This window comes from Bacillus sp. FSL W8-0183 (assembly GCF_038006825.1).
Taxonomy (GTDB): Bacteria; Bacillota; Bacilli; order Bacillales; family Bacillaceae; genus Bacillus; species Bacillus altitudinis.
Genome location: NZ_JBBOVY010000001.1, coordinates 1,382,331 through 1,405,396, shown reverse-complemented (window position 1 = coordinate 1,405,396; position 23,066 = coordinate 1,382,331). Strand labels below are relative to the sequence as shown.

The 23,066-nt window shown below is 40.0% G+C and carries 26 protein-coding genes and 3 riboswitches; of the genes, 7 read left to right on the top strand and 19 right to left on the bottom strand.

Annotation, left to right across the window (positions count from 1 at the left end; translation table 11 throughout):
- Positions 1 to 2: 2 nt before the first annotated feature.
- Positions 3 to 173, bottom strand: a riboswitch (yybP-ykoY riboswitch).
- Between the two features lie 78 nt (positions 174 to 251).
- A complete protein-coding gene (locus NSQ64_RS07385) occupies positions 252 to 866 on the bottom strand; it encodes a DedA family protein (RefSeq protein WP_072367680.1) in 615 nt (204 codons plus the stop codon).
- 248 nt (positions 867 to 1,114) lie between these two features.
- On the opposite strand from NSQ64_RS07385, the gene NSQ64_RS07380 reads away from it, so the two are divergent.
- On the top strand, positions 1,115 to 3,538 hold the full coding sequence (locus NSQ64_RS07380) for an EAL domain-containing protein (protein ID WP_058337428.1): 2,424 nt from the start codon (positions 1,115 to 1,117) through the stop codon (positions 3,536 to 3,538).
- A gap of 30 nt (positions 3,539 to 3,568) precedes the next feature.
- On the opposite strand, the gene NSQ64_RS07375 is transcribed toward NSQ64_RS07380, so the two are convergent.
- The 3 genes from NSQ64_RS07375 to NSQ64_RS07365 form a co-directional block, all read right to left on the bottom strand.
- Entirely contained in the window at positions 3,569 to 4,033 is a 465-nt protein-coding gene (locus tag NSQ64_RS07375; protein WP_088004396.1) for a MarR family winged helix-turn-helix transcriptional regulator, read from the bottom strand.
- A gap of 356 nt (positions 4,034 to 4,389) precedes the next feature.
- Positions 4,390 to 4,554 (bottom strand): hypothetical protein, encoded by a 165-nt coding sequence (locus NSQ64_RS07370; RefSeq protein WP_008346148.1) that lies wholly within the window; start codon positions 4,552 to 4,554, stop codon positions 4,390 to 4,392.
- Positions 4,555 to 4,592: 38 nt separating this feature from the next.
- Positions 4,593 to 4,748 carry a hypothetical protein gene (locus NSQ64_RS07365; protein WP_008346151.1) on the bottom strand — a complete coding sequence of 52 codons (156 nt, stop codon included), beginning with the start codon at positions 4,746 to 4,748 and terminating at the stop codon, positions 4,593 to 4,595.
- Between the two features lie 192 nt (positions 4,749 to 4,940).
- On the opposite strand from NSQ64_RS07365, the gene NSQ64_RS07360 reads away from it, so the two are divergent.
- Entirely contained in the window at positions 4,941 to 5,270 is a 330-nt protein-coding gene (locus tag NSQ64_RS07360) for a MerR family transcriptional regulator (RefSeq protein ID WP_007498778.1), read from the top strand.
- A gap of 258 nt (positions 5,271 to 5,528) precedes the next feature.
- Here the strand turns inward: NSQ64_RS07360 and NSQ64_RS07355 are convergent, their stop codons facing one another.
- Positions 5,529 to 5,891 (bottom strand): cupin domain-containing protein, encoded by a 363-nt coding sequence (locus tag NSQ64_RS07355; RefSeq protein ID WP_081105410.1) that lies wholly within the window; start codon positions 5,889 to 5,891, stop codon positions 5,529 to 5,531.
- Between the two features lie 208 nt (positions 5,892 to 6,099).
- Between NSQ64_RS07355 and NSQ64_RS07350 the strand changes: the two genes are divergently transcribed.
- Positions 6,100 to 6,963, top strand: coding sequence for a LysR family transcriptional regulator (locus tag NSQ64_RS07350; RefSeq protein WP_039170301.1), 864 nt, complete (start codon positions 6,100 to 6,102; stop codon positions 6,961 to 6,963).
- Positions 6,964 to 7,108: 145 nt separating this feature from the next.
- Here NSQ64_RS07350 and NSQ64_RS07345 read toward each other — a convergent pair whose 3' ends face one another.
- The 9 genes from NSQ64_RS07345 to NSQ64_RS07305 form a co-directional block, all read right to left on the bottom strand.
- The gene (locus NSQ64_RS07345) at positions 7,109 to 7,507 is read right to left on the bottom strand and encodes a hypothetical protein (RefSeq protein WP_058337429.1); all 399 of its coding nucleotides are present in this window, start codon (positions 7,505 to 7,507) and stop codon (positions 7,109 to 7,111) included.
- 101 nt (positions 7,508 to 7,608) lie between these two features.
- On the bottom strand, positions 7,609 to 8,967 hold the full coding sequence (mgtE, locus tag NSQ64_RS07340) for a magnesium transporter (RefSeq protein WP_007498785.1): 1,359 nt from the start codon (positions 8,965 to 8,967) through the stop codon (positions 7,609 to 7,611).
- A gap of 207 nt (positions 8,968 to 9,174) precedes the next feature.
- Positions 9,175 to 9,338: riboswitch (M-box (ykoK) riboswitch) on the bottom strand.
- A 131-nt stretch (positions 9,339 to 9,469) separates the two neighbouring features.
- The gene (locus NSQ64_RS07335; RefSeq protein WP_008346168.1) at positions 9,470 to 9,613 is read right to left on the bottom strand and encodes a hypothetical protein; all 144 of its coding nucleotides are present in this window, start codon (positions 9,611 to 9,613) and stop codon (positions 9,470 to 9,472) included.
- A 174-nt stretch (positions 9,614 to 9,787) separates the two neighbouring features.
- Positions 9,788 to 10,306, bottom strand: coding sequence for a PepSY domain-containing protein (locus NSQ64_RS07330; RefSeq protein WP_008346169.1), 519 nt, complete (start codon positions 10,304 to 10,306; stop codon positions 9,788 to 9,790).
- A 93-nt stretch (positions 10,307 to 10,399) separates the two neighbouring features.
- The gene (locus NSQ64_RS07325; protein ID WP_047945988.1) at positions 10,400 to 11,089 is read right to left on the bottom strand and encodes a PepSY domain-containing protein; all 690 of its coding nucleotides are present in this window, start codon (positions 11,087 to 11,089) and stop codon (positions 10,400 to 10,402) included.
- 66 nt (positions 11,090 to 11,155) lie between these two features.
- The gene (locus NSQ64_RS07320) at positions 11,156 to 12,505 is read right to left on the bottom strand and encodes a sensor histidine kinase (protein WP_024719631.1); all 1,350 of its coding nucleotides are present in this window, start codon (positions 12,503 to 12,505) and stop codon (positions 11,156 to 11,158) included.
- A 3-nt stretch (positions 12,506 to 12,508) separates the two neighbouring features.
- A complete protein-coding gene (locus tag NSQ64_RS07315) occupies positions 12,509 to 13,195 on the bottom strand; it encodes a response regulator transcription factor (protein ID WP_019743445.1) in 687 nt (228 codons plus the stop codon).
- A gap of 199 nt (positions 13,196 to 13,394) precedes the next feature.
- Complete coding sequence (locus tag NSQ64_RS07310; protein ID WP_008346178.1) at positions 13,395 to 13,598, bottom strand: helix-turn-helix transcriptional regulator; 204 nt, start codon at positions 13,596 to 13,598, stop codon at positions 13,395 to 13,397.
- Position 13,599: 1 nt separating this feature from the next.
- Entirely contained in the window at positions 13,600 to 13,902 is a 303-nt protein-coding gene (locus NSQ64_RS07305; RefSeq protein WP_041092341.1) for a hypothetical protein, read from the bottom strand.
- A 460-nt stretch (positions 13,903 to 14,362) separates the two neighbouring features.
- Between NSQ64_RS07305 and NSQ64_RS07300 the strand changes: the two genes are divergently transcribed.
- The 3 genes from NSQ64_RS07300 (at position 14,363) to NSQ64_RS07290 (ending at position 18,684) form a co-directional block, all read left to right on the top strand.
- Entirely contained in the window at positions 14,363 to 15,322 is a 960-nt protein-coding gene (locus NSQ64_RS07300; protein WP_007498796.1) for a S8 family peptidase, read from the top strand.
- A 112-nt stretch (positions 15,323 to 15,434) separates the two neighbouring features.
- Positions 15,435 to 15,627: riboswitch (cobalamin riboswitch) on the top strand.
- Positions 15,628 to 15,783: 156 nt separating this feature from the next.
- The gene (gene metE / locus NSQ64_RS07295; protein ID WP_024719629.1) at positions 15,784 to 18,072 is read left to right on the top strand and encodes a 5-methyltetrahydropteroyltriglutamate--homocysteine S-methyltransferase; all 2,289 of its coding nucleotides are present in this window, start codon (positions 15,784 to 15,786) and stop codon (positions 18,070 to 18,072) included.
- A 141-nt stretch (positions 18,073 to 18,213) separates the two neighbouring features.
- Complete coding sequence (locus NSQ64_RS07290; RefSeq protein ID WP_008346184.1) at positions 18,214 to 18,684, top strand: nucleoside deaminase; 471 nt, start codon at positions 18,214 to 18,216, stop codon at positions 18,682 to 18,684.
- A 72-nt stretch (positions 18,685 to 18,756) separates the two neighbouring features.
- Here NSQ64_RS07290 and NSQ64_RS07285 read toward each other — a convergent pair whose 3' ends face one another.
- Entirely contained in the window at positions 18,757 to 19,176 is a 420-nt protein-coding gene (locus NSQ64_RS07285; RefSeq protein WP_008346186.1) for an organic hydroperoxide resistance protein, read from the bottom strand.
- Between the two features lie 161 nt (positions 19,177 to 19,337).
- On the opposite strand from NSQ64_RS07285, the gene NSQ64_RS07280 reads away from it, so the two are divergent.
- Positions 19,338 to 19,784, top strand: coding sequence for a MarR family winged helix-turn-helix transcriptional regulator (locus NSQ64_RS07280; RefSeq protein ID WP_008346188.1), 447 nt, complete (start codon positions 19,338 to 19,340; stop codon positions 19,782 to 19,784).
- 34 nt (positions 19,785 to 19,818) lie between these two features.
- On the opposite strand, the gene NSQ64_RS07275 is transcribed toward NSQ64_RS07280, so the two are convergent.
- The 4 genes from NSQ64_RS07275 to NSQ64_RS07260 all read right to left on the bottom strand — a co-directional run bounded on the left by NSQ64_RS07275 (position 19,819) and on the right by NSQ64_RS07260 (position 23,057).
- Positions 19,819 to 20,247, bottom strand: coding sequence for an organic hydroperoxide resistance protein (locus NSQ64_RS07275; RefSeq protein WP_341015801.1), 429 nt, complete (start codon positions 20,245 to 20,247; stop codon positions 19,819 to 19,821).
- A gap of 176 nt (positions 20,248 to 20,423) precedes the next feature.
- Positions 20,424 to 20,558 carry a hypothetical protein gene (locus NSQ64_RS07270; protein WP_008346190.1) on the bottom strand — a complete coding sequence of 45 codons (135 nt, stop codon included), beginning with the start codon at positions 20,556 to 20,558 and terminating at the stop codon, positions 20,424 to 20,426.
- The gene (locus NSQ64_RS07265) at positions 20,548 to 21,684 is read right to left on the bottom strand and encodes a Rap family tetratricopeptide repeat protein (protein ID WP_024719625.1); all 1,137 of its coding nucleotides are present in this window, start codon (positions 21,682 to 21,684) and stop codon (positions 20,548 to 20,550) included. Before NSQ64_RS07265 ends, NSQ64_RS07270 begins: the two co-directional genes overlap by 11 nt.
- A gap of 125 nt (positions 21,685 to 21,809) precedes the next feature.
- Positions 21,810 to 23,057: a glutamate-5-semialdehyde dehydrogenase gene (locus NSQ64_RS07260; RefSeq protein WP_041092333.1), complete on the bottom strand. Its 1,248-nt coding sequence runs from the start codon at positions 23,055 to 23,057 to the stop codon at positions 21,810 to 21,812.
- Positions 23,058 to 23,066 lie beyond the last annotated feature (9 nt).

The following is a 23,066-nucleotide window of genomic DNA, read 5'->3' as shown; positions in this document are numbered from 1 at the left end:
CCCACAACAGACAAAGGCTTATGAATGCAAAAAAGACCTTTGCCTGTAATGGCAAAGGTCTTGCTAGACATGTGATATGTAAATCATGCCAACAAAGCCGATGGAATGAGATTCCATGTAATGACGACTTTGTTTCCGGTGATAACCGGACGCTACTCCCCTTTGGTGGGATTAAGAATATTTAGATTACTTATATCATAATCAACAGATCCCGGATTGTCAACAGGTGACTTTTCATCTTCACCCGCTGATTAAGCCGTTGGTGTTTCTGTTTTTCTTTTTCTTCGTTTGAGCCACACGTAGACAACAAACAACAAGAGCACACCAATACCAATCGGCAATACATATGGTTCTATAATGGTTCCAACCTCTTGCCAGTTCTCTCCAAGGACAAATCCTAAATACACGTACACAAATGTAATCGGCGTAATCGCCAAAAACGTATACAGGCAAAAAACCCACACATTCATCTTCGCAATCCCACACGGAATGGAAATAAGGGTTCTGACCCCTGGAATAAACCGGCCGCTAAACGCAACAAATCCGCCATGCTTTTCAAAAAAAGCATCCGATTTATCAAGTGACTCAGGTTTAACAAAGAAATACTTCCCATATTTATTTAAAAAGGGTCTCCCTCCATAACGCCCTAACCAGTACAAGGTCAAGGGGCCTGCCACACCACCAATAGAACCGGCAGCCACAACACCAATGAAGGCCATGTCCCCTTTTGAAACCCAGTAACCTGCAAGAGGCAACACCACTTCAGCAGGAACAAATTCAATGCATAATGCAAGAAAGATGCCGAAGTACGACAAATTCTTAAAGGCATCAGCTAATGAAATAATAAAATCTTCGATGTTTATCAATCCCTTTCACACATAATCAGTTTGAGAGGCTATGCTTGCAAATCGTACCGTGCCACCTATTAAACGATTAAAAAACCAAAAATGATTCACTTTTCTTCGTTTTTTTACATTAAATTTGATTTTACTATAAAAAATGTTCAAAAAAAATGCTGAATGCCCTTTTTAAGTAAAGGAAAAGTGAACACAGGCGCCACTTGATCCGATATATTAAGTATATGTCTGTTTTTAGATACAGGAGGTTTTCTTACATGACACATTTAACAGGAAGCTACAACGGATGGCTTGTCTTTCTGTCAGTCGCTGTCGCCGCTGTCGCCTCCTACTCAGCTCTTCAATTAGCCAGCCGGGTGATCCAGTCGAGCGGCGCAAAGAAAAGAGTATGGTTGATCGTTGGTGCGATGATCATGGGGATGGGAATATGGTCAATGCATTTTATTGGCATGATGGCGTTTCATCTACGCTCTGGTATCACATATGAAACACCCTTACTCATTTTATCGATTTTGGCCTCTTTTATCGGTTCTTTCATTGCTTTTTCAATATGTATTCAGCAGCAACTTTCCACAAGGCGACTTTTGATTAGTTCGATCACGATGGGCTCAGCTATTTGCAGCATGCACTACCTCGGATTGGAATCAATGGCAAATGTCACCATCAGCTATGACCCTGTTCTCTTTTTTCTTTCGTTCTTTATTGGTGCGCTCGCTTCATTCTTTTCATTACACCTTTTTTTCCGGCTCCATCGCTCTGAGAAAAGGCGGGAAGATCAGCTGTTAAAAATAGCGGGTGCACTGATGATGGGCGGTGCTGTTGCAGGCATGCATTACACTGGCATGGCGTCTTCGACGATGTTTTTTCATTCAGATGGTCAGGTCGCTGCGGGTGGTTCTCTTGAAATGTCACCATTTAGCCTGTCCATTTTCATCGGTCTGATGACGCTTATCGTCCAATCACTCATGATTTTCGGCGCCTATATTGATCAACGGATTATGTCACAATCAGATCAGCTAAAAGAAAATGAACAGCGGTTCCAATCACTGATCAAACATAATATAGATGGTATTATCGTGTTATCTGTTGATCGAAAAGTGATATCTGCGAATGACCCAGGCAAACACATTTTGAAAATGTGCAATTCCTGGATTGGTGATGATGTGAGTCAATACGTCATGCCGACTGAGATGTGGGAAGACTTTATTTATCAATCAAAAAAAGCAATTACGCGTGAAGCAGAACTGAAAGCAGCAGATCGTTTTTATTATTATCATGTTACATACATACCCGTACACGTCAACCATACACTTGACAGCATTTATCTCGTTTTAAAAGATTTAACCCAGCAGAAGATTGCTGAAAAAGAAATTCATGTGATGGCACATTATGATGCATTAACTGAACTTCCGAACCGTCGTCACGGAATTAATCATTTAAATGATGTATTATCCGCTCAAGAAGAGACAAAAACGTCAACGGCAGTTCTTTTTCTTGATTTAAATCGGTTTAAAATTATTAATGATGCCCTTGGTCATAACATAGGCGATCTGCTGTTGAAAGCCGCCGCAAACAGACTAACCAAATGTTTGCCTGACAATGGCTTTATTGCAAGAATTGGCGGGGATGAATTTTTAATGATCTTTCCTCACATGGAGCATAACACACATAAAATTGAACAGCTTTTGAAAAACATCATTCGCCAATTTGAACGTCCTTTTTTCATTCAAAACCATCAGCTCATTACATCCATTAGTATTGGAATCGCCATCTCTCCGCAAAACGGTAAGAATGGTATGGAATTGATGAGAAAAGCAGATATGGCCATGTATTTATCAAAGAAACATAAACAAAGCCGCTATGAATTCTTTACTGAATCTATGGAGAGATTGAGTGAGGACAGACTCAATCGCGAACTGGAGCTACGAGATGCCATTCAAAGAAAGCAGTTTGTGCTTCATTATCAGCCGCAAATCAGCGCCAAAACAAGACAGATGACAGGTGTTGAAGCCCTTTTGAGAATGAAAGCACCAGACGGTTCTCTAAAATCACCAGAGGCTTTCATTGAACTTGCTGAAGAATCGGGCCTGATTATCGATATTGGAAGGTGGGTCATTGACACAGCATGTAAGCAGGCAAAATTGTGGTATGACAAGCAATTGAAAATCCCTGTAGCGGTCAATTTATCTGCTAAGCAGTTTAACTCTGAAGACTTAATTGATTTGATCAAGCTAACGCTAAAAAAATACGACCTTCAACCATCACTTCTTGAGCTTGAAGTGACAGAAAGCATGACAATGGACAACATCAAGCAGTCAAAACAGGTACTGACATCTCTAAAACAACTTGGCGTCCGTATTAGTATTGATGATTTTGGTACAGGCCACAGCTCTTTAAGCTATTTGAAGGATTTGCCGATTCACCGCCTGAAAATTGATAAATCATTTATCGAGGATATTTTGAGCGATTCAAAGTCTGAGCAAATCACAGGGGCTATTATTGCAATGGGGCACCAGCTATCTCTAGAAGTCATTGCTGAAGGTGTTGAAACTTTTGCACAAGCGCAACTTTTATCTGCGCAGGGCTGTGACGATCTACAAGGCTTTTATTATGCCAAGCCACTTCCAGCTAGTGACATTGAAAAATTTATCGCCTATCCTGCTCATCAGCTGGATACATAAAAAAGGTGCCAACCATGGCACCTTTTCGTTTTATCTAAATAACAAATGCTGACTGTGAATACCTGCTTTTTTCAGCAGACTAATTAATTGCTCCTGTTCTTCACGCGAAAGACCAGAAAACGCCCGCGCAATTCGAAGAGAATGGATTGGATAAATTTTATCCAAATAACTGCGCCCTTTATCTGTTAAATGGGCATAAACTGACCGCTTATCCTTTGGGTCCTGTTCTCTTTCAATGAAACCATTTCGTTCTAACTTGTCAATTACGTACGTAACATTCCCGCTGACAAGCAGGAGTCTTGAGCCGATTTGCTGAAGTTTTTGAGCACCTCTCGTATACAGTAATTCGAGAACGGCAAATTCAGTTGGATTGAATCCATGCTCCTTGCTGTCTCTAATACTGTGTTCGGAAACGCTTTTAAATGCCCTTGCAAAAACTTTGTAAAGCGTCATTGAACGTTCTACTTCTTCTTCATTAAACGATAGTCTCATCACATATCTACCTCTTATAATATTTTTTTAACTTCAAGGCTTTCTTGCGGTGCAGTTGGAGCCTTTCGTAAAAAATAGAAGTACGTTTTTGAAAACCCTTTCAACCACATAAGTGACTCCATTCGTGTTATGTATAAGATTTCGATATAAACTTTTAAAATCCTTCTTATTTTTCACAATCATCTCGAAAAAAAGCTTTTCCAGCAAACCATCATGTTACGACAAATTTTAACATAATCTGTAAAGGCTCTATATTTTCTTACATTTGATTCGTCAAATTTCTACAAAATCCAATATTGCTATAATATTAAACACAAAAAAAAGAACCCTTCATGTGACAACGCACATGATAAGGGATGTTAAAGATAGCGATCTGTTTTGTTGAAAAAGAAATGATACTCTTTTTTTAAGTCACTAATTGTCATGTTCTTGGTCATATCAGGGCTATACACCCCAAGTGAGCAAAGCTGCTTCGTATAATAATGTCTTTCTTTCGCTAAAGCTTCTTTTAATATACGCCGCATGACTTCTCCCCTCCTATCAATGGATATGGATCGGGTGCTTATGAGGACTTTTTATACAAATCATTTTGTACGGCTCTAAGAAGAGCATGTGCATTCTGACCTGCAGCCTGCATGAACTGCTCCAGCAGTTCATCCCTCTTCACATCTAATGCGATGATTTCTTTTGCCATACGGATGATCTGTGTTTTCTCCATCAAGTGCGCCTCCTCCTTATTTTTTCTTTTTCTTATCATATGTTCACGTGATATGATTTGCACTTTATATGTTAATTTTCCTTCCATTGTTTTTCGTTTTTTTCATTTTTGTGTTATATTATCTAACAAACATTAGGTTTTTTTACTGACTGTTCGATATAATATGAAGAAAAGACTTGCAGGGGTGAGGATATGACGCAGGAAGATGTATCTTATAAAGATAAAAAAGTCATTTCAATTGGGATTGTCAGTGAATTAACAGGACTTTCCGTCAGGCAAATCCGATATTATGAGGAACGTAAACTCATCTACCCCCAGCGCTCAACAAGAGGCACACGGAAATATTCTTTTTCTGATGTAGAACGTTTAATGGATATCGCCAATAAACGGGAAGATGGTGTGCAGACAGCGGAAATTTTAAAAGACATGAAGAAAAAAGAACAGGCATTAAAAAGCGGACAATATAAGAAAAAAATGCTGGAAGGACAGATCAACGCGCACTTCCGGTACAAGAATCGATGAACTAAATAACAATCGCTTACTCGGCAAAATAGACTTAGCATCTGATCGTCCTGAATATGAATCGATGAAAGCACGAACTGACCCAAAGACCGATTCTTGCTGAAGAGTCTATTTCAGGTAGCGAAAGCAAATGCGTTACAGCTCATCTTGAATCATTGAAGCAACAAAACGAGGCAGCAATTGCAGCCTCGTTATTAGCTAAAACAACCATTCAACTATTTATCCCCTAAAGTACTTGATCTTTAACGATTTAGTTTTTCAAATTTGTTCAGGAATCGAAACAGTTCGTTCATTGAGCACATTCCCCGTGTTTAGCGTCGTTTTGGGTTCTATTAAGAGCAAGTGAACTTCTTCTTCAGCAATTGGCTGATGTTCAACTCCTTTTGGAATCACAAGAAATTCCCCTTCATGAAGCGTTATTTCCCTATCCCTAAAACGGATGACTAGATTGCCTTTCCACACAAAGAACATTTCATCCTCATCATCATGGTGATGCCAAATGAATTCACCCTTCATTTTCACCATTTTCATGTATGAGTCGTTCAACTCTCCACCTATTCTAGGATTCCAATAATCATTTATTTGCGAAAATTTTTCTTCGATATTTACCTTTGAAATCAATCGATTCCCCTCCTTATTAAATGGAAACGTCTGTTTTAGTTGCCACAGCTAAAAAATTCTCATTTTCTCCTCTCGATCAGATAAAAGGGACGCCACAATGAGCATCAACCTCTTCTATCATTTAGTTTACATACTTCTTTGGATCACGTAAAATCAAAAAATAGCATATAGATCATCATAATTTGTGATGCAAAAAAGGAGAGTTAGTTTGGATATTAAATCTTTGGAAGTATTTAAAGCCGTTGCCATTGAACAAAGCATCACAAAAGCTGCTCAAAAATTAAATTATGTGCAGTCCAATGTCACCGCAAGAATCCAACGTCTTGAACAAGAGTTAGGTGTACCTCTTCTCTATCGATATCATAAGAAAATATCTTTAACGCCTGCAGGACGTGAACTGCTGCCCTATGTAAATAAATTACTATACGATTACGAAGAAGCGATAGAAGCAGTAAAGCTTTCCTCTACTCCGCGGGGATCTTTACACATTGGATCTATAGAGTCCACCGCATCTACAAGATTGCCCAGCATTTTCACAGAATATCACAAAAAATTTCCACAAGTAGAATTGAGCTTGTATATGGCACCTACAGTCGACCAAGTTAGCGCTATCCTCAACTACAAAGTAGACAGCGCGTTAGTAGATGGGCCAATTCTTCATCCAGAAATCATCGAGTATCCTGTATTGGAAGAATCCCTCGTTCTCATTACAAGCTACTCCACGGAGCAATTCCAGGTAGAATCTATTTTACATGAGCCGTTGCTCTCGTCATTCGCCCATTGTATTTATTTAGGACGATGGCAAAAGTGGCTAGAGAACAACGGCTATCCTCCTATGAAGGTCATGGAATATGGTACGTTAGAGGGCGTCCTTAAATGTGTTGAAAGCGGGCTGGGAGTGACTATATTACCAAAATCTATGGTTGAATCTCGGGGGGAAGGCAAATTTACCTGTCATCCATTACCGGAACCACATCGGATCGTGCCCACTGTGTTGATCAGGCGACGTGATTCGTACATGACCAGTGCTCTGTCACAATTTATGGAGTTAATAGGCATTACGAATATGTGATCTGAGACAAATCATTGTTTTCATTTATAAGATCATGTGTGTTAAAAAAAGAGGATAGATAGAGCGACATTCTTTCAGCTCTTCTATCCTTTTACATTATCTCAACTTATGCCTGATTTATCATAAAGCATATGAACGATACTTTTTATTTAGATGAAGCGTCAGTTCCTTCAATAACCCCTACAAAGTCAATTCGTACGCCGCCTTTTTCAGGATCTTCTTTCACCCGAAAGGCAAGCGCCTTTTTTTCTCCAGTGTTTACATCTTTATAATTTGCATGAAAGACATGGATGCTGGCTTCTTCCAATTGAAAATCTTCATAAGAAAGCGTCTCAATTCCCCATTCCTTTTTCGATTTAAGAATGTCACTTGGGCTTGGGACTGCGCCTTCGACATAGACATTGTCCATTTTTCGTTTATTTCCTTCAGTTATCGCTTCAAGCATATGCTCTGATGCCACAAGTCTTCTGTCTTTCCCCTCGTCTTCTCTTGAACATGCACTTAGCAAAACAATGCACATGAAAATGAATAAAAACTTCTTCATTTTTTTCTCCCACCTTCTCCTTAAAATGTAAAGGATGGAAGCGCTATATGCAATCTTTATTCAAAAAAGACTGTAAAACGTTACATTTTACAGTCTTTTGACTACATCAGTGTATGAAGAAATGCTGTTGCAATTCCAAAATAGATGAGTAAGGATAAAATATCATTCAATGTTGTAATCAGCGGTCCAGATGCAATGGCTGGGTCGACGTTTAATCTGTGTAAAATAATCGGCACGACCGTACCTGCCATTGTCCCAATAATCAGTGTTGCAAGAAGCGAGGAACCAACAACAAAACCTAAAATCATATTGCCCTGCCATACCATGGCAACGACCGTAATAATGATTGAACAAACAATCCCAATATAAATACTTGTTCTCAGCTCTCTGAAAATCAAGCGCATAATGGTTTTTTTCGTTAATTCCTCTTTTGACAATCCTCTAATGACAACCGCTAGAGACTGTGTCCCTGTATTCCCTGTCATACCTGCAATCATCGGCATGAAGAATGCTAAAGCAACGACTTGCTGCAAGGTATCTTCAAAATAATTTAAGATACTGCCTGAAATCAGCCCAATGAATAGAAGCAAAATGAGCCATGGAAGACGGCGGTATGCCGCCACAAATGCCGGTGTGTCGAACGTGATATCTTTACCAGAGGCAGCAAACTTTTCATAGTCTTCTCCTGCCTCTTGAATCACAACATCAATGATATCATCGACTGTCACAATTCCGACTAAGACATTGTTCTCTTCTACAACAGGGATGGCAAGGAAATCATATCGCTCAATGAGTTTTGCGATTTCTTCCTGGTCTTGAAAGGCACCAACGGCAATGACTCTTGTAAACATAAGATCCTGCACTTTTTCATCCGGTTCACCTAAAATAAGATCCCTGTATGAGAGTACCCCTACAAGCTGTTTTTGATCATTTATGACATATAAGTAGTTGATCGATTCTGCAATTTCAGCAAAGCTTTTCAGCTTCACCACGGCATCCTGAACCGTATAATGCTGCGGAATCCAAACGTACCGATTGGTCATGATCCGGCCTGCTGTCTCAGCAGGGTAATTCATGAGAAGCTGGACGGCCTTGGATTCCTCTGCTTCCATGTTAGATAAAAGCTGATCCTTCAGCTCATCCTCCATCTCATCAAACAAGTTGGCTAGATCATCGTTATCCATTTTGTTTGTGACGAAGGTGGCTTTGTCTTTCCCTACTTTTTCAAGAACAATCTCTTGATATTCCCGCTCCAGTTCACCCATCATTTCCGTCACGTCATCGACTGTTAAAAAGCTGAGAAAGCGGCCGCGGTGTTTTTCTGGAAGCTCCTTGAATAAGTAGGCCATATCATAAGGCTGAAGTTCTTCCATAATGTTTTTAAATTCTTTACGTTTTCCATCTCTTAGTAAAATAATGATGCGTAAAATGAGTTCATCGTACGTAATGTTCTGTATCATCGCTGTTACCTCCCCAAAATCAGGAGATACCCGAATCCCTTAGATTGTGCGGGGGTCAGGATCTCCTCTATCTGATGCGTCAATCTGATCTTTTGACATACTCTCTATGTGTCTCGAATCGGGATGATCCATCCCCACACCTCCTTTTCTCATAAAAAAGCACCTTCAACCGAATGAAGGCGCTTTGTAAGCATGACAAATAAACACTTGCTCCTTCAATCGTAGAGCTTTAGCACTGTATGGCATAGGATTCATCCAGCTGCATTAAAAATCACCTTATGTCGATGATTCCTGTTGACCCATTGGCGTCTTTGGACATTTTTGGGCAGCAGCGTATCTCCATACAGGAGCCTCACCTAACGAAGTCTCATATTGTTGACACACTGAGATTACAGAAAAAGCGCAATGATGTCAATAAGCAAGATGCCAAGTTTCCTGATGTATTCGCTTACTTTTCAAAAAAAGAGCGATAGACAAGTTGACCATCGCCCTTTCACGTCTTCTATTCCTCTTCCGGCTGATTCATATCCTCTTGGGAGAGGAGATGAAAAGAATCATGCAAAAACAAAGCATATCCTTCTCCATCAGGATGGGGAACATATTCCGCACGATCCATCGTCTGTTCTTCTTCTTTTTTCTTCATCATATTCTCTCGCCTCCTTCCCAGTAGTTTGTCCCAATGAAAAAACCTTACACATAAAAGTGTAAGGTTCAGCATGTGCGTGCTGGTGCTCACGAATGTCAAATTCGCCCCGCACCAGTACTCGTCCTTCCTAGGGCTGCAAAGGTTTTCTATCACGCTCAAAGGTTCATTTATAGCTTAATCGTCCCATTCTTGCTTGAGGATTTTGCCTGTTTTAGCGGAAATCTCAAAATCAACTTCTTCACCGCTTGGTGTCGTAATTTCAATTTCATACAAGTACACACCATTTTCTTTATCTAATTCTGAATCTGTGACTGTTCCTTTTACTTTTGCAAGGGCAATTTGTTCAGCCTGTTTTTTGGTGATTTTTACATTTTGTTTCTTTTCTTTGACTGGATCATTGAGCGCTTTGCCTGTTTTGGCATCGACATATACTTTATATTCAAAGCCGCCTTTTTTAATCTCGACCTCATATACCCATTTTCCTTTTTTACGCTCAAGATCTACATCATCTACATAGCCTTTCACAACTTTTAATGCTGCTTTTTCAGCCTGTTTCTTTGAGACAAATGAAGATTTCTTTTGCACCACTTGTTCGGCATTTGCCGTTTGATTTGTATTTTGCGCTTGAAGGGTGAAACCACCTGCGACAAGGGCTCCTGTGAATGCTGTAGCTACTAGTACTTTTTTTATCATGTTTAACTCCTCCTCTGTTTGATTTCTCCTTTATCTTAAAAAAACAAGATGATAAAGGAAGGAAAGGAACATGAGAAAATCATGAGAAAATGATTAGTTTTCGTACGTAATGCCTTCAATATCTCCTGTATAGGCATTCACTAATACCTCTGCCTCTCTTCCATCCGGCAAATCGAGCTCTACCTCAAACACGAGCATTCCGCTAAAAGTTTCAAGATCTGCATCATCCACTGTGCCGCCCACTTCTTTTACGGCAATCTGAATGGCTTCTTCTACCGTTATTTTTGTCAGCTTCTTTTCTTTAGAGGTTGGCTGTTTCTTTTCTGCTTCAATCACCTTGAACGTGTCTTTCTCAACATCCACTTGATACAGTTCTTTTTTTGATTGAATCGTAAAGATAAAGCGATCCGATTTTTCTTTCTTTTGAATCACGGTACCCTTCACTTTTTTCACTGCCACTTCTTCTGCTTGGAGTTCGGCATTTTTCTCATTTGGTTTTTGATAGCTCTTTAACTGTTTCATCTCTTTCATTTGACCGCTTGAGGAAGATGCAATGATTTGATAGATGCCATTTGAATTTTCAAGCGTCAATGTATAGTCCTGTTTATGATTGATCAGATCAATATTTGTGATGTTTCCATTGTAGTCTTTTGCGATGATTTTTTTAATGTCTGCTTCGCTTAATATTTTTTGGTCAATGGTTTGAATCATGAGCATTGCAAAAGCCACAAGAATGAAAAGACATCCTGCGAGCGTAAGCAGCATTTTCATTTTTTTAGACATGCAGCGCCTCCTTCCTATTTCCTATTTTATAAGGAGGAAATGAGAAATTGATGAGAAAAGACCTACTTATTTCTGAAAAAGAATGGTCATCACGGTTCCTTCACCGATACGGCTGTCTACCTTTAGCTCAGCCCCATGCTCTTCAGCAATTTGCTTCGCAATTGACAGGCCAAGTCCAGTCCCGCCCGTCTCACTGTTTCTCGCTTCATCCACACGGAAAAAGCGGTCAAAGATTTTCGGCAGATCCTCTTCTTTTATGCCAATTCCTTTGTCAACAACCGAAATAAACGGTTTCTCTCCTGCTCGTCCGCAGTTCACATCAACTGGCTCTGCACTATATTTAACCGCATTATCAATCAAGATGGTCAAAAGCTGTTTGATCTTCTCTTCGTCTCCTTCAGCAATCACAGGCTGATCTGTTTGTACATGAGTAAGGATGGTTCGATTGGTTGCCACTTCAAGTGTATGACCAACTTGGCTGCACAAATGACCAAGATCAACCGGCTTCATGTCCAAGTAAAGCGGCTGCCCATTTTTCGCCAGTGTGAGTAGTTGATCTGTCAGCCTTTTCATTTTTTTTGCCTCATCATGAATGGCTTGAGAGGATTCTTCTACGACCTCTGGCCGGCTTTGCCCCCAGCGTTTTAGTAAATTGCTGTAGCTCATGATGACGGTAATGGGTGTTTTCAATTCATGAGAAGCATCGTGCAAAAATTGCTGCTCTTTCTCATAATGTTTCTCGAGAATTTCGGCCATTTCATTAAAGGTTTGACCCATTTGATACAGTTCATCCTTTGAATCGCCTGTTAATTCAATTCGTTTAAATGCCTTTTCTCTCATACTTGCTTTCATCGTATTGGTCATTCGACTAATTGGGCGGACAATTTGTTTTGTTAAAATGTGGCCTGCAAAATAAGAAAGCACAATAAACAAAACGCCAGTAGCGATTAAAATCATTTTTAATAACGCCAAGTTCTCTTCTGTATTTTCAATTTCTTCATATACTTGCAGCGACACAATGTCCCCATTTGTCCAAATGACAGGGATAGCCGCGAACGCAATCATATGCTTATTGTATTCTTGAATTTCTGCTGTCTGACCAGATTCGTATGTAAAAGGAAGTGAGCTAAACGTAGATTCCTTCGTGACGGTCAGCTTTGATTCACCTTTCTCTGTGACGACACGGATCATACCATTTTGAGGCAGATACGCTTTCAGAAGCTCTGAAGATGGAAGTCCCTCTTCTTCTGACTTCTTTAGTGCAATAGCAATATTTTCAGCTACTTCCGACAGTCTGGACATATCTTTTTGCGTCAAGGTCATCGAAAAAATAAAATAAATCGCTGTATGAAACAGCAGCACCATTAAAAACAAGGACAACGATGTATAAAGCTGGATCTTATTTTTTAATCTCATGCTTTATCCTTTCATCACATAACCCACACCTCTCACTGTGTGAATCAATTGTTTTTCAAACGGGTAATCGATTTTTTTTCTTAAATAGCGAATATAGACATCAACCACATTCGTGTCACCAAAATAATCAAAACCCCAAACAGCTGTTAAAAGCTGATCTCTTGTGAGCACTTGCTGCTGATGTTTCAATAAATGAACAAGCAAGTCATATTCTCTCGGTGTCAGCTCAAGCGTCTGATCGCCTCTTTGAATTTCTCTTGTTTTCTCATTCACCGTTAAATCTGCAATACTTAGCTCAATTTCCTTTTCCTCTTGCGCATTGTGATTGAACCTCAGCTGTGCACGAATTCGCGCTAATAATTCTTCTATATCAAAGGGTTTTGTAATATAATCGTTTGCCCCAAGATCAAGACCGCTGACCTTATCGGGAACACTTCCTCTTGCGGTAATCAAAATGATCGGTGTTGCCGTATTTGTCTTTCGAACCCTTCTAAGCACTTCAAGTCCGCTTAATTCTGGAAGCATGACATCTAGAAGCACTAAATCAAAACTCTCCTCCTCGAGTGCCTGGAGTCCTTTCATCCCTGTATCTTGGACTGTGACCTCATATCCTTCATATTCAAGTTCTAATGACAGCACTCTTGCAATTTTCTTTTCATCTTCTACCACGAGTATCTTCCCTTTGTTCATCTCTATCTCTCCTATCTGAAAGGCAAGCTTGTCTTTCCATTATTATATGTTGCCTTTCTCCATTGGAACAGTCACAATCTTCATATCTTATTTTTCATGAAAGAGGAATTGTTATGTAATATGGTTGATTTTTATTTTCAGCTGATCCTTGCACATTACACAAATCAACAAAAAAAGCCTCTTTTCTGAGGCTGGTCCCTTACTTCTTTTTAGGTTGACTGACAAAAAGCTCATCTACAGTCGTATTCAAAACAGAGGCGATGTCAAAGGCTAATTGTAAAGTAGGGTCATACTTATCGTTTTCAATGGCATTGATGGTTTGTCTCGAGACCTTACACCGTTTAGCAAGTTCTTCTTGGGATAATTTAATGGATTTCCTTAGTTCTCTTATATGATTTTGCAATTTAATCACCATATTTTTTTCTGTATATGAGTAATGTAACTAAATATATGACCGAAATCACAGTTAGGAACATGATGGGAGAAATCCCAAACCCCTTATCAGAATTGTTCCCTTGGGTCGTTAAAAATATGGACTCTGCGACTTCTAATAAAAGCATACCAATGACCACCATAAATGCATACGATTGAGCTTTTGAGTAGATAAATCTCTTTCTTTCATCACCCTTTTGAATCATAGGCGCGATAAAAATGAACAGTCCGACCACTAATAAGATGACTGAATACACAACTTTGACAACATCCAACGGTTAGTCCCCTCCCAATCAAAATGTCAAATACTTTTTACATTTCAATCATATCATCCGCTTAAAAAATGTCAAATACTTTTTACATTTTATATTCCTTCGATCATTATAATGAAAAAACAATTATCTGCACATGCCATGTACCATTTTCTTTTCTGTCATCCTCTATCTCTTTATATGATTGTTTTTCCGATCTGCCTTTTTTAGTTCTTTTCACCCATTTTCATCTGTACAGGTGCAAGCTCACTATGCAACATTTCATTCTTTTTCATATGATACTAAGAGTTTTCCTCAAAAGGTGACTTCTTTCGGCAAGATATGAGGAGAACTGCACAATAAATAATTATTTGATTATTTGAAAAATTATTACAATTGACCCTTTCCGATCAAACATTTGTTTTATACAATAACATTACGCAACCTGAATCTACTTTGAAAACAAAATAAGGAGGGCTTTCTTATGAAAGGTGAAATTCGCTTAATTCCGTATGAAGTAAAAGCCAATGTGATGGAAGCGAAAGAGACGCCGGAAAGTATTCAGGAGATTAAAGCACCCGAACTTTGGTCAAGTGGCTTCAAAGGAAAAGGCATAACCATTGCTGTCCTTGATACAGGTTGCGACACGGAGCATCCCGATTTAAAAGATCAGATTATCGGAGGAAAAAACTTTACCGATGATGACAATGGCGATGCTGAGAATGTAAAAGACTACAACGGGCATGGTACCCATGTCTCAGGAACGATTGCAGCAACGGATCAAAATGGCGGCATTTTAGGTGTTGCGCCTGAAGCCAAGCTGTTGATCGTGAAAGTTCTTGGAGGGAAAAATGGCAGCGGGAAATACGAATGGATTATCAATGGCATTAACTATGCGGTTGAACAGAAGGTTGATATTATTTCCATGTCTCTCGGTGGGCCAAGCAATGAACCAGAACTGCAAAAGGCCATCCAACATGCGGTAAGCAGCGGTGTGCTTGTTGTCTGCGCAGCAGGAAATGAAGGTGACGGAGACGAGCGTACTGAAGAGTTCTCCTACCCAGCTGCATACAACGAGGTCATTGCCGTCGGCTCTGTCTCTCTTGCAAGAGAATCCTCTGAATTCTCCAATGCGAATAAAGAAATCGACCTCGTCGCTCCAGGTGAAGACATTTTATCCACTCTCCCTAACCATAAATACGGAAGACTAACAGGCACTTCCATGGCTGCCCCTCATGTGAGCGGTGCACTCGCCATTATTAAAAATGCCGAAGAAGAAGCGTTCCAGCGTAAGCTGACAGAACCTGAGGTATATGCTCAGCTCGTACGAAGAACCCTTCCGCTAAAACAATCGAAAACCCTTGTAGGAAACGGGTTTTTATATTTAACTGCACCAGATGTGCTTCTTGAGAAAACATTGGAAGCAGAACTTTTGTCTCTATAGGTACATGTTAGGTCCTGAGAAAAGATAGAATTTTCTCAGGATTTTTTTAATTAAAATTATTCAAAATTTACTTTGACGAAATGAAGTGAACGTTATATAATCGAACACAATAAATTCATAGTTTGAGAGTCGGTAATTCGATCACACGTCGAATTTTAATTGGGAAGACCGGTGAAAATCCGGCGCGGTCCCGCCACTGTAAGTGAGGAGAGCTTTTCGTTAATCATCCACTGTCGTGAAGATGGGAAGGATGAAAAGCTTGCAGATTCACTAGCCAGGATACCAGCCGCTCTATCACATCAAACCCCCTACGGTTGATAGGAGATGTCGGAAAAGCGTTCGTCATTGATACTTACGCCTTCTTTCGCACACACATTTTGTCTTTTTAAACCAGACATTTGCCCTCATCAATCTTGACCATGAGTGTGAGTGTCTTTTTATATTTAGAGGAGGAATTGGAATTGACAATTGTTAAAACAAGTAATCTAGGTTTTCCGCGAATTGGTTTAAACAGAGAATGGAAAAAAGCACTTGAGTCTTATTGGAAAGGTCAAACTGACCGAGAAACCCTCTTAAGCACACTCGATGAACAATTTTTAGCCGCTATTAAAACTCAAATTGATCAACAAATTGACGTTGTTCCTTCTGGGGACTTCACCTTCTACGATCACGTGCTGGATACTGCCGTTATGTTCAATTGGATTCCAGAGCGCTTCCGCAGCTTGAAAGACCCGCTAGATACATACTTTGCGATGGCAAGAGGAACAAAAGATGCTGTCTCAAGTGAAATGACAAAATGGTTTAATACAAACTATCACTACATCGTTCCAGAATACGAAAAAAGCACAGAATTCAAACTCACACATAACAAACCGCTTGAAGCATACGAAAAGGTGAAAAGAGCGTTTGGTGTTGAAACAAAACCTGTCGTTCTTGGTCTTTATACATTTGTTTCTCTTTCTAAAGGCTATGAAGCCAATGAAGTGAAAGAGATTCAGCAACGCCTAGTGCCGCTTTATACTCAGTTGTTAAAAGAGCTTGAAGAAGCCGGTGTAAAATGGGTTCAAATTGATGAGCCTGCTTTAGTCACAGCTTCAAGTGAAGACGTGAAAGCAGTAAAAGCCATCTATCAAACGATTAAAGAAGCTGTACCTGCCTTAAACGTTCTCCTTCAAACATACTTTGACTCAGTAGATGCCTATGAAGAGCTTGTGACGTATCCTGTTGAAGCCATCGGTCTTGATTTTGTCCATGATCAAGGACGAAACCTTGAACAATTGAAAAAACACGGCTTCCCAAAAGATAAAATTTTAGCAGCCGGTATCATTGACGGCAGAAATATTTGGAGATCAGATCTAGGAGAAAGATTATCGTTTATTTCTGAAGTGATTGCTGATGTTCAGCCGAAAGAAGTATGGCTGCAGCCTTCAAGCAGCCTGCTACATGTCCCAGTTGCAAAACATCCGAGCGAACAGCTTGAAGAAAAACTATTAAACGGACTTTCTTATGCCACTGAAAAGCTGGCTGAATTAACGCTATTAAAAGAAGGCTTATCAAAAGGAGCGGCTGCCATTGATGCAGACATCCATGCAGCAAATGAAGCACTTCTGACGTTAAAAGAATTCGCGAAAGGAACGAATGCGGACCTGACAGCAGAGCGCAACAGCCTTTCATCAAAAGATTTTAAACGTCCAGTTGCTTTTGAAGAACGACTACGCATTCAAAATGAATCTCTTGAACTGCCGCTTCTTCCAACCACAACAATCGGAAGCTTCCCTCAGTCAGCTGAGGTGCGCAGTGCTCGTCAAAAATGGCGCAAAAATGAGTGGACAGATGCAGAGTATGATGAATTTATTAAAAAAGAAACAAAAAGATGGATTGATATTCAAGAAGAGATTGGCCTAGATGTACTCGTTCATGGAGAATTTGAACGTACAGACATGGTTGAATACTTCGGTGAAAAACTCGCTGGATTTGCCTTTACAAAATTCGCTTGGGTTCAATCTTATGGATCACGCTGCGTGAAGCCGCCGATCATTTATGGAGATGTAGAATTTACAGAGCCAATGACAGTGAAAGAAACGGTTTACGCTCAAAGCTTAACAGAGAAAAAAGTCAAAGGAATGCTGACAGGGCCTGTCACGATCTTAAACTGGTCTTTCCCAAGAACAGATATCTCTCGTAAAGACATTGCCTTCCAAATCGCTTTTGCTTTACGTAAAGAGGTAGAAGCGTTAGAAGCAGCGGGTATTCAAGTGATTCAAGTGGATGAACCTGCGCTAAGAGAAGGTCTTCCTTTAAAAGAGAGTGATTGGGCAGCATACTTAAACTGGGCAGCAGAGTCATTCCGTCTATCGACATCGTCTGTTCAAAATGAAACGCAAATTCATACACATATGTGCTACAGCAACTTCGAGGATATTGTTGATACGATTGAAGACCTTGATGCAGACGTGATTACGATTGAGCATTCACGTAGTCATGGCGGGTTCCTCGATTATTTAGAAAAACACCCGTATTTGAAAGGTCTTGGACTTGGGGTATATGACATCCACAGCCCGCGCGTTCCATCTGTTGAAGAAATGAGTAAAATCATTGATGATGCACTGAACGTATGTCCGACAGATCGCTTCTGGGTCAACCCTGACTGTGGACTGAAAACAAGACAAGAACCTGAAACCATTGCTGCTTTGAAAAACATGGTGACAGCTGCTGAAGTCGCTCGTAAAAAGCTAGCGCAGCACGCATAATGGACTCACTCTTCCCCTGCTGAACATTTGGCAGGGGTTTTTATGCGCAAATTGTCCTGTTCGATCTCCTCCTCCAATGATTCCTTTTCTATCATGATTCGTTTATACTAGAGAAGTCAGTCGAACAAAGGGAGGAAGACAATGAATCACGAAGCTTTTTTACAACGCGCAATTGATCTTGCAGTAGAAGGAGTAAATAGTGGCACAGGCGGTCCTTTTGGAGCGGTCATTGTCAAAGACGGTCAGATTATTGCAGAGGGAAGCAACAATGTCACAACGAGTAATGATCCAACTGCACATGCAGAAGTGACAGCTATTCGAAAGGCGTGCCAAACACTACATACATACCAATTAGAAGACTGTATTTTGTATACAAGTTGTGAGCCTTGTCCAATGTGTCTTGGTGCTATCTATTGGGCTAGACCAAAGGCCGTATATTTTGCCGCTGGACACAAGGATGCAGCGACTTCTGGTTTTGATGACTCCTTTATTTATGAAGAAATCAATAAAGAATACGAATCAAGAAACATTCCATTTTACCAGCTGACCCTTCAAAAAACCCTTGCTCCATTTGAAGCATGGGACACATACGACAAAAAGAAAGAATATTAAAAAAGACACCTGCTCCACAGCAGGTGTCAGTAGATGCTTGAGAAAGGGCTAAATTTTAGCCCTTTTTTCTTTTCATGATTCCGCCACTTCGAGCTCTACTTCGATGTTTCCTCTTGTTGCTTTTGAATATGGACAGAATTCATGTGCAGCCTCAACAAGCTCTTTCGCTTTGTCGTGGTCGAGCCCTTTAGCGGAAACAATCAGCTTCACGCCAAGTTTAAAACCGCCATCACTTTCATCTTTTAATAGACTGACATGTCCTTCTACTTCTGATTCAATTTCGACACCTTGCTTCTTGGCGACTTGTTCAAGCGCCCCTCCGAAGCAGGCCGCATAACCCGCTGCAAATAATTGTTCAGGATTCGTACCAGTTTCTCCATCTTTCTTTGCGTTTGGCATCACAATGTTGTGGTCAAGCACACCATCATCAGAACGAACATGTCCTGCTCTTCCGTGCTGTGCTTTTACTTTTGCAGTAAATAATGGTTTCATCTTGATCTCCTCCTTCTTCTACTTATACCTTTCACGTTCTATTCGTTGCTCAAACATTTATGGCACATTGAAGAATTTTTCATTTTTAGTCTGTATTTATTTTAAAAAGGAAGAAAATCTTATACAATGATAAGTATGACAAAAAATAGTTGGTGACAGATATGACAAATGAATTTGAACATATGAAGCTGGAAAATCAGCTTTGTTTCTTGTTATATGCAAGTTCAAGAGAAATGACGAAGCAATATAAACCATTATTAGAAGAGTTAAATATCACATACCCGCAATATTTGGCACTGCTTTTGTTATGGGAGCATGGGACATTAAATGTGAAAACAATGGGAGAGCTTTTATATTTAGACTCCGGTACACTCACACCTATGCTAAAACGAATGGAACAAAATGGACTCATCATCCGTGAACGTTCAAAAGAGGATGAGCGTTCGGTCCAAATTCGTTTAACAGAATACGGAGAAGCTTTACAAGAGAAGGCCACTTCGATTCCATTTCAAATGCTGTCTGGAACAGGCAGATCAGAAGAAGAGCTGAAAACACTTCGCGCTTCTTTACATGAGCTTCTGCAAAAATTAACACAATCAAAAGGCTGAGGGAATATTCCCTCAGCCTTTTTTTTGATGTCTATTATTGAGCGACAGCTACTAATTCTACTTCAATGTTTCCTTGCGTTGCTTTTGAGTATGGGCAAACGCCGTGTGCTTTATGAACAAGTTCATCAAGTGCAGATTGCTCAATTCCAGTTCCTTTTACTTCTAATTTGACACCTAGTTTGAAACCGCCTTCTGAACTGTCTTTGATTAAGCTTACATGTGCCGTTACTTCACTTTCAAAACGGATACGCTCTTGTCTTGCGACCATTTGAAGAGCTGAATCAAAACATGCAGAATAGCCCGCTGCGAATAATTGCTCTGGATTCGTTGCTTTCTCAAGCTTTTTCGCTCTTGGCGTTCCTGGCATTGCTACATCATGCTCTAGTACACCATCTGTTGAAACAACCTTACCTTCTCTTCCTCCTACAGCTGATACCGTTGCAGTAAATAAAACTTCTGACATGAATATAACCCTCTTTCGCTCTATTAATATTTTCTACAATTGAATTGTACACAATTTAAATTCAAGAGTCAACGAAAAACACTCACTTTCATCTTTCCTCCATTTTTTATTTTTATGAATGTGCAACCTACGATGATTGAAGCGGTCAATAAAAAAAGCCCTTTAAAAAGGGCTTTTTAGATCGTGATATGCTGCGGATTCGGTTTTTCTAGCGTATGGTTTCTGTTATCGGGGTCGGCATTAGGTGATGTGATCCATAATGCCAAGATCGTAATGCTTGTACAGACGACTGCCCATTTTTTAAAATTCATATAAACAATCCCCTCTCTGAATATAGATACGAGCATGTTCCGCTTCCCCATAGAACATGGAAGATTTTTCATAATCCTCCATTTCATTATAATACTTTGCGGTGTCTAAAGCCAGCTCTTCTATATCTGGATATGCATAGGAAGATTCTAAAAAATGGAAAATCCGTTTAATATGCTCTGCATCTTGTCGTAAGTACAACGCTTCTAAAAAAATGGTCTTCTGAATATGAATGTCATCCTGCAGAGCTTCTGCTCGTTTCATACATTCTTCTCTGTAATATAATGCTTCATCGTTTTTACCTTGTTTGTATAAGATCTGAGCGGCTGTATAAAGAGGGTCTATCGATCGACGAAGATGATCAGATTGGTTTTGATCAAATAATGAGATGGATTCTTTCATTAAGTCGAGTGCGCGGTTCAAGTCTCCCATTCTGTAATAACTGTTGCCCATATTAAACAAAGAAGAAGCAATAAAACGCACATTCTGAAAGTCTCTTGATCTTGCAAGTGCTCTTTCGAGATGTGGCAATGCCTTTTCATGCCTTCTCATATCATCATAATTACCGGCTACAATAAATTCACACTGAATGGTACGAAGCGCATATAGTTCGTGCTGAATATAGACATCCAGCGCTAGTTTGGCATGGTGCATCGAAATGTGTGTTTGTTTCATGTGATAATATATTTCTGACATTTTAAAATGAAATTCTGCACGTTCAATATCGTCGGATACAAAAGAAAGCTTGTGCTCTGCCTTTTGATAGGACGATATGGCAGCAATGTACTCTCTCCGGCCGAACTCATACATGCCTCTGAAGAAATGATAGTAATATTCAAGCATGCCTGTGACATGCGTTTGATGCTCATCTATTTCTTTCGAAAGCTCGGAAAAGTTGGCGCGAAGCTTTCCTTCCTTTAATGGCTTTAAATAATCGAGCATGACCTCATGCCTGAATTCCATTAAAGAAAAATAGAGAAGCAAATTCTGATCTTCTTCCATTGAATCAAGAGAGGTGCGAATTTCCTGCTTTAACTGTTCTGCTTGTTCTGAATCAAATCTGCGGATTAATTCATACCACTTGTTGATTTTCACTCCAATATCCGAAGAGGGAATGATTTTCGCCATACGTTGCCTTCTCCAATCTTCTCAAAATATAAAACATTACCATATTTTATCATACTTGACCGGAGAAATACAAAAATGAAAGGAAAAAGAGAGCCTTGTGCGATAAGACTCTCTTTTTGGATGGGTTATTCTCTTATTTGTCCTTGACCACGAATGACAAATTTTTCAGAGGTTAGGGCTGGCAGACCCATTGGTCCTCTAGCATGCAATTTTTGTGTGCTAATGCCGATTTCCGCTCCGTAGCCAAATTCAAAGCCATCTGTAAACCGGGTAGATGCATTATGATATACAGCGGCAGCATCAACGGCTGTTAAGAAAAGTGCCGCATGCTGCTCGTTTTCCGTAATGATCGCTTCAGAATGCTTAGAGCTATACATTTGAATATGCTGTATCGCCTCTTCCATGGTCTTGACTGTTTTAATACTGACAATCGGCGCTAAAAATTCCGTTTCAAAATCAGTGGTCGTCGCTAATGTGGCACTAGGTGCAAGTGCACATACTGCTTCATCGCCCCGTATTTCTACACCATGTGTCTGAAGTGCTTCAAAAAGCGAAGCGCCATGTTCTTTTGCCCATGTTTCATGAATGACAATGCTCTCAATGGCATTACAAACAGATGGCCTTTGTGTTTTCGCATTCAGAACAATTTGTTCAGCCATTTCTTTTTGGGCTGTTTCATCAATGTAAATATGACAATTCCCTGCACCCGTCTCAAGTACTGGAACAGTAGACTCTCTCACAACAAGATCAATTAAATGTTTCCCGCCGCGTGGAATAAGGACATCTAGATAGTCATTTAAAGTGAACAGGGTTTTAGCCGTCTCACGGCCTGTATCTTCAATCAATTGTACACTGTCTACGGGAATATCCGTTGGTTGCAGCGCTTCATGAATGACTTTCACAATCGCTTTATTACTATGAATGGCCGATGAACTTCCTCGAAGAATCACAGCATTTCCAGTTTTCAAGCAAAGAGTGGCCGCATCGACTGTCACGTTTGGTCTTGCTTCGTAAATCATCCCAACCGTTCCAAGAGGCACACGTACTTTTTCAATGAGAAGCCCGTTTTCTTTTTGAATGGTCTCTAATGTTTCACCAATTGGGTCTTTGAGCTGAATGAGTTGATGCGTAGCGTCTGCAATCGCTTCAATTCTCTCTTCTGTTAATGTAATTCTGTCGATCACAGATGGCGTGAACTCTTTGTCTATAGCCGCCTGAACATCTTTTTGGTTTTCGGCAATTAAATAAGCTGAAGATGCTTTTAATGCTTTTGCAATAGCATCTAATGCAGCATTCTTTTGTTCAGTCGTTTTTAATAGCAGCTGATCTTTGGCTGCGCTTGCCTTTTTTGCTTTTTCTAGAACTTCATTCATCGTTTTCCC

Bases quoted from the DNA above. Each gene is read 5' to 3' on its own strand.
- NSQ64_RS07380 (WP_058337428.1), top strand. From the start codon at position 1,115: ATGACACATTTAACAGGAAGCTACAACGGATGGCTTGTCTTTCTGTCA.
- NSQ64_RS07370 (WP_008346148.1), bottom strand. From the start codon at position 4,554: ATGCGGCGTATATTAAAAGAAGCTTTAGCGAAAGAAAGACATTATTAT.
- NSQ64_RS07365 (WP_008346151.1), bottom strand. From the start codon at position 4,748: ATGGAGAAAACACAGATCATCCGTATGGCAAAAGAAATCATCGCATTA.
- NSQ64_RS07360 (WP_007498778.1), top strand. From the start codon at position 4,941: ATGACGCAGGAAGATGTATCTTATAAAGATAAAAAAGTCATTTCAATT.
- NSQ64_RS07345 (WP_058337429.1), bottom strand. From the start codon at position 7,507: ATGAAGAAGTTTTTATTCATTTTCATGTGCATTGTTTTGCTAAGTGCA.
- mgtE (WP_007498785.1), bottom strand. From the start codon at position 8,967: ATGATACAGAACATTACGTACGATGAACTCATTTTACGCATCATTATT.
- NSQ64_RS07335 (WP_008346168.1), bottom strand. From the start codon at position 9,613: ATGATGAAGAAAAAAGAAGAAGAACAGACGATGGATCGTGCGGAATAT.
- NSQ64_RS07330 (WP_008346169.1), bottom strand. From the start codon at position 10,306: ATGATAAAAAAAGTACTAGTAGCTACAGCATTCACAGGAGCCCTTGTC.
- NSQ64_RS07325 (WP_047945988.1), bottom strand. From the start codon at position 11,089: ATGTCTAAAAAAATGAAAATGCTGCTTACGCTCGCAGGATGTCTTTTC.
- NSQ64_RS07320 (WP_024719631.1), bottom strand. From the start codon at position 12,505: ATGAGATTAAAAAATAAGATCCAGCTTTATACATCGTTGTCCTTGTTT.
- NSQ64_RS07315 (WP_019743445.1), bottom strand. From the start codon at position 13,195: ATGAACAAAGGGAAGATACTCGTGGTAGAAGATGAAAAGAAAATTGCA.
- NSQ64_RS07300 (WP_007498796.1), top strand. From the start codon at position 14,363: ATGAAAGGTGAAATTCGCTTAATTCCGTATGAAGTAAAAGCCAATGTG.
- NSQ64_RS07290 (WP_008346184.1), top strand. From the start codon at position 18,214: ATGAATCACGAAGCTTTTTTACAACGCGCAATTGATCTTGCAGTAGAA.
- NSQ64_RS07285 (WP_008346186.1), bottom strand. From the start codon at position 19,176: ATGAAACCATTATTTACTGCAAAAGTAAAAGCACAGCACGGAAGAGCA.
- NSQ64_RS07280 (WP_008346188.1), top strand. From the start codon at position 19,338: ATGACAAATGAATTTGAACATATGAAGCTGGAAAATCAGCTTTGTTTC.
- NSQ64_RS07275 (WP_341015801.1), bottom strand. From the start codon at position 20,247: ATGTCAGAAGTTTTATTTACTGCAACGGTATCAGCTGTAGGAGGAAGA.
- NSQ64_RS07270 (WP_008346190.1), bottom strand. From the start codon at position 20,558: ATGAATTTTAAAAAATGGGCAGTCGTCTGTACAAGCATTACGATCTTG.
- NSQ64_RS07265 (WP_024719625.1), bottom strand. From the start codon at position 21,684: ATGGCGAAAATCATTCCCTCTTCGGATATTGGAGTGAAAATCAACAAG.
- NSQ64_RS07260 (WP_041092333.1), bottom strand. From the start codon at position 23,057: ATGAATGAAGTTCTAGAAAAAGCAAAAAAGGCAAGCGCAGCCAAAGAT.